Origin of the sequence: Lysinibacillus sp. UBA5994 (assembly GCF_002429725.1) — a bacterium.
In the GTDB taxonomy this organism is placed as follows: Bacteria; Bacillota; Bacilli; order Bacillales_A; family Planococcaceae; genus Lysinibacillus; species Lysinibacillus capsici.
The window spans coordinates 1-15,034 of the sequence record NZ_DJAU01000017.1 but is presented as its reverse complement, the minus strand read 5'-3'; the positions used below and the strand labels follow the sequence as shown (position 1 = coordinate 15,034).

General features: G+C 38.1%; 14 protein-coding genes. 12 read left to right on the top strand and 2 right to left on the bottom strand.

The features are described from left to right. Positions 1-5 precede the first annotated feature (5 nt). The 10 genes from uvrA (at position 6) to B3D98_RS05150 (ending at position 12,555) form a co-directional block, all read left to right on the top strand. A complete protein-coding gene (uvrA, locus tag B3D98_RS05195) occupies positions 6-2,873 on the top strand; it encodes an excinuclease ABC subunit UvrA (RefSeq protein ID WP_112117403.1) in 2,868 nt (955 codons plus the stop codon). A 283-nt stretch (positions 2,874-3,156) separates the two neighbouring features. Further along, positions 3,157-4,344, top strand: coding sequence for a DUF4097 family beta strand repeat-containing protein (locus B3D98_RS05190; protein WP_054549774.1), 1,188 nt, complete (start codon positions 3,157-3,159; stop codon positions 4,342-4,344). 242 nt (positions 4,345-4,586) lie between these two features. Continuing rightward, positions 4,587-5,273, top strand: coding sequence for a cell division ATP-binding protein FtsE (ftsE, locus tag B3D98_RS05185; RefSeq protein WP_016991524.1), 687 nt, complete (start codon positions 4,587-4,589; stop codon positions 5,271-5,273). After that, a complete protein-coding gene (gene ftsX / locus B3D98_RS05180; protein ID WP_004227513.1) occupies positions 5,263-6,147 on the top strand; it encodes a permease-like cell division protein FtsX in 885 nt (294 codons plus the stop codon). Before ftsE ends, ftsX begins: the two co-directional genes overlap by 11 nt. Before the next feature lie 53 nt (positions 6,148-6,200). Then, entirely contained in the window at positions 6,201-7,508 is a 1,308-nt protein-coding gene (locus B3D98_RS05175) for a murein hydrolase activator EnvC family protein (RefSeq protein WP_048392050.1), read from the top strand. A gap of 642 nt (positions 7,509-8,150) precedes the next feature. Next, a complete protein-coding gene (locus tag B3D98_RS05170; RefSeq protein WP_288581310.1) occupies positions 8,151-8,783 on the top strand; it encodes a hypothetical protein in 633 nt (210 codons plus the stop codon). Beyond that, positions 8,780-9,367: a redoxin domain-containing protein gene (locus tag B3D98_RS05165; RefSeq protein ID WP_048392048.1), complete on the top strand. Its 588-nt coding sequence runs from the start codon at positions 8,780-8,782 to the stop codon at positions 9,365-9,367. The genes B3D98_RS05170 and B3D98_RS05165 overlap by 4 nt, the downstream gene beginning before the upstream one ends. 220 nt (positions 9,368-9,587) lie before the next feature. After that, on the top strand, positions 9,588-11,030 hold the full coding sequence (locus tag B3D98_RS05160; protein WP_048392047.1) for a S41 family peptidase: 1,443 nt from the start codon (positions 9,588-9,590) through the stop codon (positions 11,028-11,030). Positions 11,031-11,152: 122 nt separating this feature from the next. Continuing rightward, positions 11,153-12,334, top strand: a complete 1,182-nt coding sequence (locus B3D98_RS05155; RefSeq protein WP_288581295.1) for a PDZ domain-containing protein — start codon at positions 11,153-11,155, stop codon at positions 12,332-12,334. Next, the gene (locus B3D98_RS05150) at positions 12,334-12,555 is read left to right on the top strand and encodes a DUF2198 family protein (protein WP_004227503.1); all 222 of its coding nucleotides are present in this window, start codon (positions 12,334-12,336) and stop codon (positions 12,553-12,555) included. The genes B3D98_RS05155 and B3D98_RS05150 overlap by 1 nt, the downstream gene beginning before the upstream one ends. Positions 12,556-12,589: 34 nt before the next feature. Here B3D98_RS05150 and B3D98_RS05145 read toward each other — a convergent pair whose 3' ends face one another. Both B3D98_RS05145 and B3D98_RS05140 read right to left on the bottom strand, forming a co-directional pair. After that, a complete protein-coding gene (locus B3D98_RS05145; protein WP_048392045.1) occupies positions 12,590-12,916 on the bottom strand; it encodes an AzlD domain-containing protein in 327 nt (108 codons plus the stop codon). Further along, entirely contained in the window at positions 12,913-13,647 is a 735-nt protein-coding gene (locus tag B3D98_RS05140; RefSeq protein ID WP_048392044.1) for an AzlC family ABC transporter permease, read from the bottom strand. The genes B3D98_RS05145 and B3D98_RS05140 overlap by 4 nt, the downstream gene beginning before the upstream one ends. A gap of 124 nt (positions 13,648-13,771) precedes the next feature. Between B3D98_RS05140 and B3D98_RS05135 the strand changes: the two genes are divergently transcribed. Together B3D98_RS05135 and B3D98_RS05130 are read left to right on the top strand one after the other, a co-directional pair. After that, the gene (locus B3D98_RS05135) at positions 13,772-14,323 is read left to right on the top strand and encodes a helix-turn-helix domain-containing protein (RefSeq protein ID WP_048392043.1); all 552 of its coding nucleotides are present in this window, start codon (positions 13,772-13,774) and stop codon (positions 14,321-14,323) included. 11 nt (positions 14,324-14,334) lie between these two features. After that, positions 14,335-14,973, top strand: coding sequence for a TVP38/TMEM64 family protein (locus B3D98_RS05130; protein WP_004227497.1), 639 nt, complete (start codon positions 14,335-14,337; stop codon positions 14,971-14,973). The last annotated feature ends 61 nt before the right edge of the window (positions 14,974-15,034 follow it).

Genomic DNA, 15,034 nt, shown 5'->3' with positions numbered 1-15,034 from the left:
GACTTGTGAAAAATACTGAAATTGTCGTGCAAGGCGCACGTGCTCATAATTTAAAAAATATCAATGTCACAATTCCACGTGACCAATTAGTCGTTTTAACAGGATTATCAGGCTCTGGAAAGTCTTCTCTAGCATTTGACACAATTTATGCGGAGGGCCAACGTCGTTATGTTGAGTCCCTCTCCGCCTATGCCCGCCAATTTCTTGGACAAATGGATAAACCAGATGTCGATGCAATAGAAGGCTTGTCGCCTGCTATTTCCATTGACCAAAAAACAACTAGTCGTAACCCACGATCTACTGTCGGTACGGTAACGGAAATCTATGATTACCTACGTTTACTTTATGCACGTATTGGTAAACCGATTTGTCCAAATCATGGCATAGAAATCACTTCCCAAACGATTGAGCAAATGGTGGATCGTTTATTAACCTATCCTGAGAGAACTAAGATGCAGCTCCTTGCACCAATGGTTTCTGGACGTAAGGGTACCCATGTTAAACTGCTAGAAGATTTAAAAAAGCAGGGGTTTGTTCGTGTACGAATTGATGGGGAATTGCGTGATTTAGATGATGCTATCGAACTTGATAAAAATAAAAAGCATTCCATCGAAGTAGTAGTGGACCGTGTTGTTATGAAGGAAGGGATTGCTGCTCGTCTGAGTGATTCTTTAGAAACGGCTTTACGCCTGGCAGATGGACGTGTGCTTGTCGATGTGATGGAACATGAAGAGTTACTATTTAGTGAGCATCATGCCTGCCCATTATGTGGTTTTTCTATTGGTGAGTTAGAGCCTCGTATGTTTTCATTTAATAGTCCGTTTGGTGCTTGTCCAAGCTGTGATGGCTTAGGTTCAACACAAGAGGTAGATTTAGATTTAGTGGTGCCTGATTGGGATCGTTCTTTGTTAGAGCATGCCATCGCACCATGGGAACCAACAAGTTCGCAGTACTACCCACAATTACTAAAAGCTGTATGTGATCATTACGATATTCCAATGGACGTGCCTGTGAAGGATTTGCCAAAGGAAAAGATGGATAAAGTTTTATATGGCTCTGGAAAAGACAAGATACACTTCCATTATGAAAATGAGTTTGGCAATGTGCGAGATCAAATGATTGAATTTGAAGGGGTGGTGCGCAATGTTGAGCGTCGTTTTAAAGAGACGACATCCGATTATGTTCGTGAGCAGATGGAAAAATACATGGCACAGCAGGCTTGCCCTTCATGTAAAGGGTATCGTTTAAAGCCTGAGACGCTAGCAGTGAAAGTAGCTGATAAACATATCGGTGAGGTCACACAATATTCAATTCAGGAAGCAGACACTTTCTTTAAAGAGCTTGATCTCACTGAAAAGGATATGCAAATTGCTCGATTAGTTTTACGAGAAATCGAAGAACGATTGGGCTTCCTTGTGAATGTTGGTTTAGACTATTTAACATTGAGTCGTGCAGCAGGTACATTATCTGGTGGAGAGGCACAACGTATTCGCCTTGCTACACAAATTGGTTCACGATTAACAGGAGTCCTCTATATTTTAGATGAGCCTTCGATTGGTTTGCATCAGCGAGATAATGATCGACTGATTAGCACATTACAAAATATGCGTGACATTGGAAATACGCTGATTGTGGTAGAGCATGATGAAGATACGATGCTTGCTGCAGATTATCTCATCGATGTAGGACCTGGAGCAGGCGTCCATGGCGGTCAAATTGTGGCAGCAGGTACACCACAGGAAGTTATGAATAATGAAAAATCCTTAACTGGACAATATTTAAGTGGTAGAAAGTTTATTCCTTTACCAATTGAAAGACGCCAACCAAATGGTCGAAAGCTCTCCATTAAAGGTGCCAAGGAAAATAATTTACGCAATGTTAAAGTAGATGTTCCATTAGGCTTATTTGTAGCAGTGACAGGTGTGTCTGGTTCAGGGAAATCTACACTGATAAATGAAATTTTATATAAATCTTTGGCACAGAAGCTTAATCGTTCAAAGGTTAAGCCTGGCGAGCATAAAGAAGTGACAGGTATCGATGAGCTTGAAAAAGTAATCGATATTGATCAATCGCCAATTGGTCGTACACCTCGTTCAAACCCAGCAACTTATACAGGTGTTTTTGATGATATTCGCGATGTTTTCGCAGCAACAAATGAAGCAAAGGTACGAGGCTATAAAAAAGGACGCTTTAGCTTCAATGTTAAGGGCGGTCGCTGTGAAGCATGTCGTGGTGACGGCATTATTAAAATTGAAATGCATTTCCTTCCAGATGTTTATGTACCATGTGAAGTATGTCACGGCAAACGTTATAACCGTGAAACACTTGAAGTGAAGTATAAAGATAAGAGTATTGCAGATATTCTCGATATGACAATTGAAAATGCAGTAGTGTTCTTTGAAAATATTCCAAAGATCCAGCGTAAGCTACAAACGATTGTTGATGTGGGGTTGGGTTATATGAAATTAGGGCAACCAGCCACAACCTTATCGGGTGGTGAGGCGCAGCGTGTAAAACTAGCCTCTGAATTACATCGACGCTCAACAGGGAAATCCTTCTATATTTTAGATGAACCAACGACAGGATTACATGCCGATGATATTGCTCGTTTACTTGTCGTTTTACAGCGTCTTGTTGAAAACGGTGATTCGGTATTAGTTATTGAGCATAACTTGGATGTGATTAAAACAGCTGATTATATCATTGACTTAGGTCCAGAAGGCGGAGACAAAGGTGGTACGATTGTTGCAACTGGTACACCTGAAGAGGTAGTAGAAGTAGCAGGCTCCTATACAGGTAAATACTTAAAACCAATTCTGGAACGTGATCGTATGAGAATGGATGCATTGCTAGCAGAAGCTACTAAGTCTTAAGGGTTTTACATTCGAACGGAAATGATTAATCTGGATTGAAAGGTGATCTTAAATTGGGGAAAGTCGCTCAATCCAGATTGAAAATGATTCGAAATGTGAAGAACCCACTAAAACAGAGGTCAGAAGTGATCCAACTAATCTAAAAAACGAGCAATAAAATCTTCAGAGGTAAAAGCCTGTCGATGTTGAAATGAAAAGACCCAATTTATTCAATTTTGCAGTGAAACTTTTCACATGATGAATCGTATAAATAGTATAACGAACTGAGGGAGGCTATTTATTTATGCAAAATGAACGTCAACGAATTTTAGAACTTGTAGAAAAAGGAACAATTTCGGCACAAGAGGCGATTACATTATTAGAAGCATTAGAGCAACCTGGCAAGTCTACTCAACATGTTATGAATGATGTGTCGAAAGAGACGCAATCCTTTTCAAATGAAAAAGAGCCATTATTTGAAGAAAAATCAAAAGATGGTGACAAGAAAAAAGATGATTTTATGAAATACTTCCAAGATGAAATGCAGGATTTTCGTAAGGATTTAACGCAAATCGGTTCTCTTTTTATGGATATGATGAATACGGCTGTTAAAAAGGTAAAGGAATTTGATGTAGCTTCTCCATTTGGAGATAAAATTGAATTTACCCATACAGAAGAAGTGGCTGCTGCCAATGTGGACAATATTATTGTTGAATTACCGAATGGTAACTTCTCATTGGAATCCAGTGAAGGGGAAACTATTCAGGTGATTTGCAAGGTAAAGGCACCTTTGATGAACGAAAGTGAAGAAGAAACTCGTAATCACTTCTTAGAGCAATTTGTTGTGAAAGAGGAAGAGCAATCACTTCGTATTTTGAGCCAATTAAAGCTTGTTCAAGTCAATGTGAAGGTGCTAGTACCAAAGGATAAACTTGAAAAATTATCTGTTCGTCTAATGAATGGTAGTGTTTCATTACAGGATACAGAATTCGAAGAATTAAAAGTGAAAACGTTAAACGGTGCCATTAAAGGAACGAAGTTTAATTTTGGAAAAGCTGAAGTGGATTCTTCTAATGGTTCCATTGAATTAACGAATGTTCGAGGTAAGGATTTAGAGGCTGAAACATTGAATGGGCGTGTTTATTTGGATGGTGCATTGGATGAAGTTGAAGCTAAGTCTGTCAATGGACATGTAGTCGTAACAACATGCTCGACAAATTCTTCTAAAATTAAAGCTCAAACAGTTGCTGGAGCAGTGGAATTATATGTCCCACGAACAATTTCATTGAGCGGTAAAGTCGTAACTAATTTCGGTAAAGTGGATGTGGGGATCCAGGATGTTTCTAAAATGGAGTCACAAGATCAATTCTTATCCAAAGTAGTCCGTTTCGACAAAGAAGTTGAAAATGCGAATCGCCTATTTATAGAAGGTGAATCGAAAACTGGTGCTGTTTTAGTGCGCTACACAACAACAGATGAACAACAAATTTAACAGTAGAAGCATTCAAGGTAAAGCTTGAATGCTTTTTCTTTTCAAACAGGATTCGACCTAGCACATAGAGGCGAATCTTGTTTTTATTTTTGTCATATTTTTAAGGATAATGGCAAGGAAAGAATGAAATAGAAGGAACTGCCACGGATTGAAATGAAACTGTAATAAAAAAACAGAAATAGAGTGCTATAATAGTAAAAGAAATACCTCTTACATAGATGAGAGTTTTAGGTGGTTTAATCATGATAGAAATGAAAAATGTGACAAAGAAATACCCAAACGGTGTTGTTGCGACAAATGGTATTTCCGTTAATATAAAGCAAGGCGAATTTGTGTATGTAGTTGGCCCAAGTGGGGCAGGGAAATCCACATTTATTAAATTGATGTACCGTGAAGAAAAAGCAACATCAGGACAAATAATTGTAAATGGTATTGATTTAGCAACTTTAAAGAATAAGAAGGTCCCTTTTTTGCGCCGTCAACTTGGTGTAGTTTTCCAAGATTTCAAATTGCTACCTCGTTTGAATGTCTATGAGAATGTAGCGTTTGCGCTTGAAGTAATAGAGGAAAAGCCAGATGAAATCCGACGTCGGGTTATGGAAGTGCTAGAACTAGTTGGATTGAAGCATAAAGCAAGAATGTTTCCAAATGAACTTTCAGGAGGAGAGCAGCAACGAGTATCGATTGCTCGTTCAATCGTCAATGTCCCAAAAGTGGTGATTGCAGATGAACCTACAGGAAATCTTGACCCTGAAACATCATGGGAAATTATGAATTTATTTGAGGAAATTAATGCACGTGGGACAACGATTGTAATGGCAACCCACAACCGTGAAATTGTAAATACGATTCGACGTCGTGTTATTGCAATTGAAGGCGGCTTAATTGTCCGTGATGAACACGGAGGTGAATACGGCTATGAAATTTAGTACAGTAAAGCGCCACTTCCGGGAAAGTATCAAATCACTTGGTCGAAATAGCTGGATGACCATTGCCTCTGTCAGTGCCGTTACCGTTACGCTCATTCTAGTAGGTGTTTTTGCGCTTATTATGATGAATTTAAATAAAGTAGCAACGGATTTAGAAAATGATGTCGAAATTAAAGTGTTAATTGATGAAACAGCAGATGAAGCTGCTGAAAAAGCACTCATCGAAAAAGTCAAAAAATTGCCTGGTGTCTCCGAGATGACGTATTCCACTAAGGAAGATGAGTTAACCAAGCTAGTAAAAGACTTCGGTGATGATTTTAAACTATTTGAACAAAGTAACCCTTTACGTAACGTTATTTATGTAAAAGCTGCTGATCCACAGCAAACAGCAAAAGTTGCGAAAACCATTGATAAATATGAGTATACATATGATGTAATGTATGGCGAAGGAAAAGTTGAAAAACTATTTAACTTCTTAAATATTAGTCGTAATGTAGGAATCGTACTTATTTTAGGGTTATTATTTACGGCAATTTTCTTAATTTCTAATACAATTCGTATAACGATTATAGCTCGACGTGATGAAATAGAAATTATGAAACTTGTAGGGGCTACAAATTCATTCGTGCGTATCCCATTCTTATTAGAAGGTATGTGGCTTGGAATTTTAGGTTCAATTATTCCGATTGCGGTTGTCACGACCCTTTACCACAATATATATAAAATTATTGCACCACGTTTACAAGGAGAGCTTGTTCAATTACTAGATTTTTCTCCACTTGTGTATCAGGTAAGCGGTCTTCTGTTACTCATTGGTGTACTGATCGGTATTTGGGGAAGTTTCATGTCAGTACGTAAGTTTTTAAAAATTTAGTCACAACGGATATTTGTGAAAAAGAAAAGAATAGTCGAAGGGGAGTTCAATCGGTGAAAAGTAAGGCGAAAAACATATTAAAAACACTTGCAGCAGCATCTGCTCTAATTCTTTTTATCCAAACTCCATCAGCATATGCAACAAGTTTATCGGATTTAAAAGAAGAAAAGAAACAAGTTGAAACAAAGAAGAATCAGTTAAATTCATCTATCAGCAATAAATCAAATGCAATTACAGCTAATCAAGAAAAGCAACAACAAATCTTAGATCAAATTCAAGCATTGAACGCTGAAATCGACAAAACTAATAGTAATATTAAAAAAGTACAAGCAGATATTCGGGCAACAAATGAGGAAATTAAAAAGTTAGAAGCTTCTATTGAAGAGCTTTTGCATAAAATTGAAGAGCGCGATTTATTGTTACAAGAACGTGCACGTGCCATTCAAGCTGGGGGCTCTGTAAGTTATTTAGATGTTTTGCTAGGCTCTAATAGTTTTGTAGACTTTATTGATCGTTTCTCTGCAGTTAATGCATTATTGGAAGCGGATCGTCAAATTATTCAAGATCAAAAAGATGATAAACAAAAATTAGAAGAGCAAAAGCAAAGTGTAGAAGAGAAACGTAAAAACCTAGAAGGTAAAAAAGCTGAGCTTGAACGATTAAAAGCATCATTAGACAGTCAAAAAACTGAGAAAAATAAACTAGTAGACCAATTAGAAAAAGAGCAAGAAAAGCTGAAATCAGAAAAGGTATTACTTGAAAAAGAATACTCAGAGGCTTTGGAAGTAAGTCAGGAATTGCAAGATCAAATTATTGCTGAACAAAATCGTTTGGCTGAAATTGCACGTCAGCAAGAGGCAAAACGTAAAGCAGCCGCCGCGGCCGCGGCAGCAGCTGCTGCTAACAATGGTGGCGGATCATCTGGTGGTACAGTCCATGCGCCTCAATCAAACGGAACTTGGATAAAACCAACGAATGGTCGCTTAACATCACCATATGGTTGGCGAAATCTTGGAGCAGGTCCTGAATTCCATTATGGTGTCGACCTTGCAAATGCAACGGGAACACCAATATGGGCAGCAGCAGATGGCGTTGTTTCTTACGCAGCACCACTTAGTTCGTATGGTAATGTTGTCATTGTAACGCACTCTATCGATGGACAAATTTACACAACCGTTTATGCACATTTAAGTGCATTTAATGTTAGTGTAGGACAAGAAGTAACACAAGGTCAGCAAATTGCAGCCATGGGTAGTACAGGTCGCTCTACTGGTCCACACTTACACTTTGAAGTGCATATTGGTCCTTGGAAAGGACAAGCAGTCGGCAGTGTAAATCCACTGAAATATATTCCATTGTAAACATAAAAGCTATACACTAGCGTTTTCTAGTGTATAGCTTTTAATATTTCATTGAATGTTTCACCATTCACCAACTTATAGGTTAGCCCATTAATAGCCATTTTGCAGAACAGTATTTTTAATGTATGGTCAAAATAAGTAAGATCCAATTGATAGACAACATCAGCTTTTTTGTTATTTAATAAGGTTCTTTTTAATTCCAAAGTACGTAAGTCTAAACGCAAACATCTAATCGTGGATTTTCACGATTGAGAATGGCAAAGCTTTTATTGGTACCATTGTCAACTTCCAAATCGTTATCTTATTTACTATTTCTAGAAGATCTTTATTAAGAAAAAATCTTGTAGTAAATTCTTTGTTCGATACTCTGAGTACAGCATCAGAACACTAATACTAAGACAAATAGCAGCAATCCATAGTATAAGTCGCTTTGAAAGCATAACTCCTCCCCTTTTCTCATTTTACGAAATATTCCATTGAAAGTTTCATCGCTATTATAAGATTCTAAATAATGTTATGATGAATATATACTTAGTGGGGTATTTTTATTGTTGTTATTTCTGAAGATTTTCTTAAAACAGTGTGAAATAGTCTTTTTTTAAAAAGGTTCTATGCTATGCTTTCGGAGGAGGATTCGTTGAATTGATAAATACAGAGTGGTACTCAATCCGAACATTAACTTTACCAGCTACTGCAGTCGCTTTACTTATTACTTTTTTTATTGTGTGGCTTATCTTGCGCTTACAATTTTCTAAAAAGTGGTCTGAGCTATATAGTGATGCCATTTTCACCTTTATTATTGTTTGGAAGTTAAGTTTGCTTGTAACAGATTTCAAAACGGTAGTAAACAATCCAATTACATTGCTTTATTTTAATGGCGGAACAATGGGTGTTCTTCTCGGTGTCATTGTAGCATCTTTGCAAATATGGAGAAAGCGACAGAGTCTACAGCTTGGGGAACAAGAGATGATAGCTGGTAGCTGGGCTATTATTCTCACGCAATCCATTTATCAAATGCTTGCTGTGCTATTTAATGACAACAATATATCGAGTGAAGTTATAACATTAGCTGTGCTAAGTGTAGTCACGCTCGTCATATTATGGAGATTAGTAGCGGTGAAACAAGCTCTCATACTCTATACAATTAGCTATTTGATAGTGGCTATCTTCCAGCCGCTTGGTATAGGGCAAACAGCTGTGGCTGTCAGTGTAATACTACTTTGTTTGGGCTTAACTATTCAGCATGAACGAATCAATGTGGGAGGTAAGAAATGAAAAAAAATATTGGACTGCTGATTGTTGTGCTATTAGTGGTTGCGATGATTGGTACATATGTAAAACAACAAATTGACGAAGAACGTGCTATTGATAAATCGGCTCTAGGTAAGGATATGGAGGAGCTAGAAACCGGCTTAAGCAAAGGCGATATACCGCCTGATTTCACCTTAACAAGCTTAGACGGGGAAGATATCACGTTAAGCGATCTTCGTGGAAAAAAAGTCGTTTTAAATTTCTGGGCGACATGGTGCCCACCTTGTAAGGCGGAAATGCCTCATATGCAAAGCTTCTATGATGAGTATGCAAAAGAGAAAAACGTTGAAATTATAGCGGTCAATTTAACAGAAGCCGAACGTGATGTGACCGCTGATGCCAAAGTGGACACAGTGATGACATTTAGAGATAGCTTTGAGCTAACGTTCCCTATTTTATTGGACCCTGACAATGAAGCTGGCTTGAATTATCAAGTCATCACGATTCCAACCACTTATTTTATTGATTCCAAGGGCCTCATTCAACGCGCCATCAGAGGACCAATGGACGTGGATATGTTAAATGATTATGTAGATGCACTAGATTGATTCATAAAAAATCTGCTCGTTTTCTATAGTGGAAACAAGCAGATTTTTTTATTTTTCATAAGTCAAGGTGAATACTCGCGGGAACCAAGGTATATCCGTGCGAATCAACAGCCAACATCCATGTGTAAAGTGAAATATTCTCTCTTAACAAATTTGAAAGGTAATTTTGTATGTTTGAAAAAATAGAGTCATACAGTAAAAGAGACGGAGGAGGGAAGATTTGCGCAAATTAACAGCCGGTGTCGGAGTCCTACTTAGTAGTTTGGTGGTGGGCAGTGGTATTTACTTTGATTGGTTTAATATTGGCGATAAAAAGGAGCCTGTTACGGAGGTTGATACTATTGGTGAGGCTATGACAATCATTGAAGAAAAATCAGTATACAGTACAAAAAAGGATGAATTAGTGGAAGGGGCTCTTCGTGGGATGGCTGATGCCATTAAAGATCCTTATAGTACGTATTACTCCAAGGAAGAGGCTGAGCAACATCGGCAAATGCTAGCTGAGGAACGAGTAGGCATCGGTATTGAACTAACCGAAAATAAAGGGAAGTTTATTGTTGTGTCACCTGTTCGCTCATCACCAGCAGAGAAAGCAGGCATGCGTTCACTCGATGAAATTGTACAAGTTGATGGGGTACGGATTGATGGGAAAACGATGAGTGAATTAATGCATTTAATTCAAGGTGAAAAGGGAACGAAAGTAACCATTGTTGTCTATCGTCCAAGTGAAGATAAGCATATTAAGATGACGATGGAGCGAGCAGCAATTTCCAATAAAACGGTAACTAGTGAGGTAGTGAAGGTAGAAGATACAGCTATTGGCTATGTAGTGATCTCTTTATTCGGTGAAAAAACCGCCAATGAATGGGTGGCAGAGACGAGTAAATTACTTCGTAAAGATGTGGAAGGAATTGTGATCGATGTACGGGATAATCCAGGTGGTTATTTACATAGCGTCGCAGCGCTACTGAGCACAGTATTGGACAATGGCAAAGTATTTGCATATATGCAAAACGCGGAAGGTGCTATGGAACCATTAAAAACGCAAACAAAAGGCTTTGATGAAAAATATATAGAAACGATGAATAAAATTCCAATTGTTGTTTTGCAAAATCAAGGTAGTGCATCTGCTAGTGAAGTATTGAGCGGAGCTTTAAAAGGCTGGGGACGCGCTTCACTTGTTGGGGTTAAGAGCTTTGGAAAAGGGACTGTACAAGAATCTTGGGAGCTTTCCAATGGCGGGGAGCTTAAATTATCAACTAACAAATGGCTAACACCAAAACGTGAATGGATTCATGGGCAGGGCATTGAAGCTAGTTTAATGATTGAGCAAAATGAATTATTTGCTTTTCAACTTCATCCACTAACAGGTAAGTTTAAAGTGGGTGATATGAGTGAAGAGATTTCCTATTCACAAAACGCCTTGCAGAAACTAGGCTATCAAATCGATCGTTTAGATGGCTATATGGATGAAACGACCGCAGAGGCCGTTAATCTTTATCGTAAACAGAAAAAATTAAAGCTAGCAGAAGATGAATTTTATATGGACACGACTTTCTTTAATAGTTTAAACGAAACGTTAAAGGATTTTAAAGCCGATCGTCAAAATGACCAACAATTCCAAATGGCCACTAGTTTTTTACTGCATACGATTGACCAATAAAACTCGCAGACAGAACAAAAATACCATAATACAAAGCTTTCTATGAGTTTGTACTACGCAAGCGTGTAGTCCTTTGATACAATAAATTCATAGTATTCAAGATAGAAATGGCGGGTGTTCGTATGGTTAGTGAGATATTAATAGAAATTGTAACAGCGATTGGCCGCTTTTTACTCAACCCATTACTATATATAGTCATAATATTTGCTATTATTTTAGGTTATCGTCGAGTAAAACAGGAGCGTAAATATTTTAATAGACGTATTATTTGGGGCTGGACGGAGCTAATCGGACAATGGAAAGATGGGTGGCTCTATGCACTAATTATTTCTATCATTAGTATTGGAGCAGGTCTAACTGTCCCAAAGGAATTTTTAATCATTTTAACGGCAGTTTCTATAGTAGCACTTATCTTGTTTGTCATGAATGCAATGTCGCCTATTTTGACAATGGGGATTGCCACACTTGCCATATGGGGTATGTCCTATTACAATTGGTCATTTTCCTGGTGGAAAATTTCGGTAGAGGATGTCCGTTTAGAGAGTGGCGCAATTGTGACAATTACCATTCTTGCGGGCCTTTGTGTTATTGCAGAAGGGCTATTAATTCGACGTATGGCGATGAAGGTTACAACACCTTGTATTGAGAAAACGAAGCGGGGTATGCAGGCAATTGTCTATCGGTCAAAAAATGTATGGGTATTACCTATTTTCTTTGTTATTCCTGGTGATGCGATCTCGGCTATATTGCCATATTGGCCACAGTTTACGATAGGTCATAATAGCTTTGCAATTGTGTTATTTCCACTTGTCATTGGCTTTACTAAACTGACAAGAAAGGAATTACCAGCTTATATGTATCCAAAAATTGGCCGACCTGTCTTTTTACTAGGACAGCTTATTTTAATAGGAGGATTGGCTGCATATTTTGAGCCAGTGATTGGCTTCATTACACTTGCTGTTGGTGTAATTATCCGCATTATAATTGCTATCTACTTTGCACAACAGGAAAAAACAGATCATTATGCAGTTGCGCCAAGTACGAAGGGGGCTATTATTGCAGCCGTTCTTCCTGATTCACCTGCTGAGAAGATGGGCTTACTTGCAGGAGAATGTATCCGCAAAGTAAATGGTGTGTCAATTTTTACAGAAAATGAGTTATATGAAGCACTGCAATTAAATGCAGCTCATTGTCGTCTAGAGGTTTTAGACAGAAACAATGAATTACGTTTAACACAACATGTGATTTATAGCAATGATCATTACCGTATTGGATTATTATTAGCTGAGCCGAGGGAAGTATAATGGACGTTTTTGGGAAAATGATGCTAGCATTATTCATACCAGCTTTATTGGTATTACTATTCACTAGAATTACCTATAACCGCTATGTTGCATTATTATTAGCCATTGCACTTATTGCTGCCTCTGTATATGCAGGCTATACATCCCCACCTATTATTTTCGTTATCGATGCATTTTCATTAACAGTAGGCTTTTGGCTAGCAAGTAAAATGAATAAATAAGGAAAGGTCAGTCCAGGCAATAGGACTGACCTTTTTACATGAAAAATCGCACTGCGGCCATAATGATTACTCCTGCAACTACTGTAATCGATAAGCTTTTTGTGACAAGGGCAATAATAAGAGTAGGAACAAATGTAATAAAGACTGGCCAATCAAGTGTCACTACTTTGCCGCTTTCAGTATCTATTAAATTTTCAATGACAAGAGCACTTAATATACAAACAGGAATAAAACTAAGCCATTTTAGCACAACATCAGGTAGTGTTACACTACGCACAAAAATAAATGGAATGACACGCGGTAGCCATGTTACAAGTGCGCAGCCGATAATAAGCCAGACCATATAAGAAGTTGTTGTCATTTATCTGTCACCACCCCAATTGTTGCGACAATCACAGTTGCCAATAGCACAGCCACATGTGAAGGGACTACATAAGAAAGACCGTACATAATAACCGCCATATAGCCAATTAACTTGATATAATGCATGATTTTACTTTTACCAACACTGCTCAATTGCAAAACTAAAAGTGCAACAAACATGGCAACCAAGGCAAAATCTAAACCCCATTTTTCAGGATTTGCTACCCACTGTCCTAAAAAGGCACCCGTAACACAGGAAAGAATCCAGAAGATATAGGCTGTTATATTTAACCCATCCATCCATTTACCATATAATTTACCTGTTTGCATTTGCTTTGTGACTGCTACACCAAAGGTTTCATCCGTTAATAATGTACCAAAGCCAACATTTCTAAGCATGGAGTAGCGCGTAAAGTGAGGTGCTAATGTTAAACTCATTAATAAATGACGTAGATTCACTACGAAAATGGTTACAATGATAGCAGAGGCAGGGCTACTTGTTAAAAGAAGTGCACAAAAAATAAATTGTGCAGAACCTGCGTAAATCAGTATTGTTAATAGCGCAATTTCAAGGACAGATAACCCTGAAGCGGAACCTACAACCCCAAATGCAAGTCCTATACTAATATAACCGAGTAATGTAGGCACGCAATCTTTCACGCCTTGTAAAAAACTGTCATTGGAAGAGCTTGTTGTGTCATCATGTTGAAGCTCTGTTGTACTTGTCATAAATAGGTCATCCTTTCTTGATAATTTCCATGTATACTATTGATGGAATTGTTTGATAGTTCTTGATGTTTATTAAAGTATACATATGTCTGATAAAATAAACAATAGAAATTGGTGAGTAAAGATGGAACAAATGAGTCGAAATTTAGCATTTCAATTAAAGAAAATTAGACAGCAACGTCATTTAAGTCTCGATGATGTGGCCAAAGCGACAGGTGTCAGTAAAGCACAGCTTGCACAAATCGAAAAAGGGGAGGCCAATCCGACTGTTTCAACAATTTGGAAAATTGCAGCGGGTATGCGTATGTCATTCTCTTCATTATTACAGCCGCCAACTGCCCATTACATGCGTTATAGCAGTAAAGATGTACCACATGTAGATGAGGATGAGGGACGCTATCGTGTTTACTCCATAATTCCGTATAATCCAGAGCGAGGCTGGGAGTTTTATAAGGTTGAAATGGAGCCAGGGGCAGTTAGTAGGAGTGAAGCCCATACAGAAGGGGTAGAGGAAACTGTAATGGTTATTAAAGGACAAGCAGTTATTTCTGCTGGAGACATGCATGAATTACTAGATGAAGGGGATACACTAGTATTCTCAGGGCATCAACCCCATGAATATCGCAATACTTCAGAAGGGTTAACAATTTTTCATTTAATTTTACAGTATAAATAGAGGTGTCGATATTGAATGAATGGTTTACTGTAGAAAATATTGAACAGGTTGCGGCACAGTATCGAACGTTCGGCCCAATCATTGGTTTACTGCTCCCGTTTTTAGAGGCGTTTTTACCATTCCTACCATTAGTCGTATTCGTTGTGGCGAATGCCAGTGCATTCGGCTTATGGCTAGGATTTCTATTATCTTGGCTAGGCTCTGTAGCTGGCTCCTATGCGGTTTTCTTACTTGTGCGTCATTTTGGCAAACATCCAAGACTACAATTTTTAACAGGTAGTAAAAAAGTACAGAAGCTTATTAAATGGGTGGATATGAATGGCATCAGCCCTCTTTTTGTCCTCCTCTGCTTCCCTTTTACACCATCTGTGATTGTCAATATTGTAGCGGGATTGTCACATATCCATAAAAAATTTTACTTAATCGTTTTACTTGCAGGAAAGTTTGTCATGATTTTAGGTATGAGTGTATTGGGCTATGATTTAAAATCGCTCTTGACTAGCCCAGTGAGATTGATAATTGCAGCTGTGGCCATTGTTATTTTATGGTGGGTTGGGAAGTTGATAGAGAAGCGTTTGAATGCCCGTGTAGAAAGAGATTTAAAGCAAGCGCGAAATTTGACGAAAAAGCAGGACCACCATGCCAGTTAGTAAAAATTTGTAGCCTCTTTCATTATGTGAAGAGGCTGCTTTTTTTTGTATCTTTTGAAAA

Excerpts from the sequence above, each read along its gene's own strand:
- B3D98_RS05150 (WP_004227503.1), top strand. The coding sequence starts at position 12,334 with ATGGACGTTTTTGGGAAAATGATGCTAGCATTATTCATACCAGCTTTA.
- ftsE (WP_016991524.1), top strand. The coding sequence starts at position 4,587 with ATGATAGAAATGAAAAATGTGACAAAGAAATACCCAAACGGTGTTGTT.
- B3D98_RS05155 (WP_288581295.1), top strand. The coding sequence starts at position 11,153 with ATGGTTAGTGAGATATTAATAGAAATTGTAACAGCGATTGGCCGCTTT.
- ftsX (WP_004227513.1), top strand. The coding sequence starts at position 5,263 with ATGAAATTTAGTACAGTAAAGCGCCACTTCCGGGAAAGTATCAAATCA.
- B3D98_RS05190 (WP_054549774.1), top strand. The coding sequence starts at position 3,157 with ATGCAAAATGAACGTCAACGAATTTTAGAACTTGTAGAAAAAGGAACA.
- B3D98_RS05140 (WP_048392044.1), bottom strand. The coding sequence starts at position 13,647 with ATGACAAGTACAACAGAGCTTCAACATGATGACACAACAAGCTCTTCC.
- B3D98_RS05145 (WP_048392045.1), bottom strand. The coding sequence starts at position 12,916 with ATGACAACAACTTCTTATATGGTCTGGCTTATTATCGGCTGCGCACTT.
- B3D98_RS05165 (WP_048392048.1), top strand. The coding sequence starts at position 8,780 with ATGAAAAAAAATATTGGACTGCTGATTGTTGTGCTATTAGTGGTTGCG.
- B3D98_RS05135 (WP_048392043.1), top strand. The coding sequence starts at position 13,772 with ATGGAACAAATGAGTCGAAATTTAGCATTTCAATTAAAGAAAATTAGA.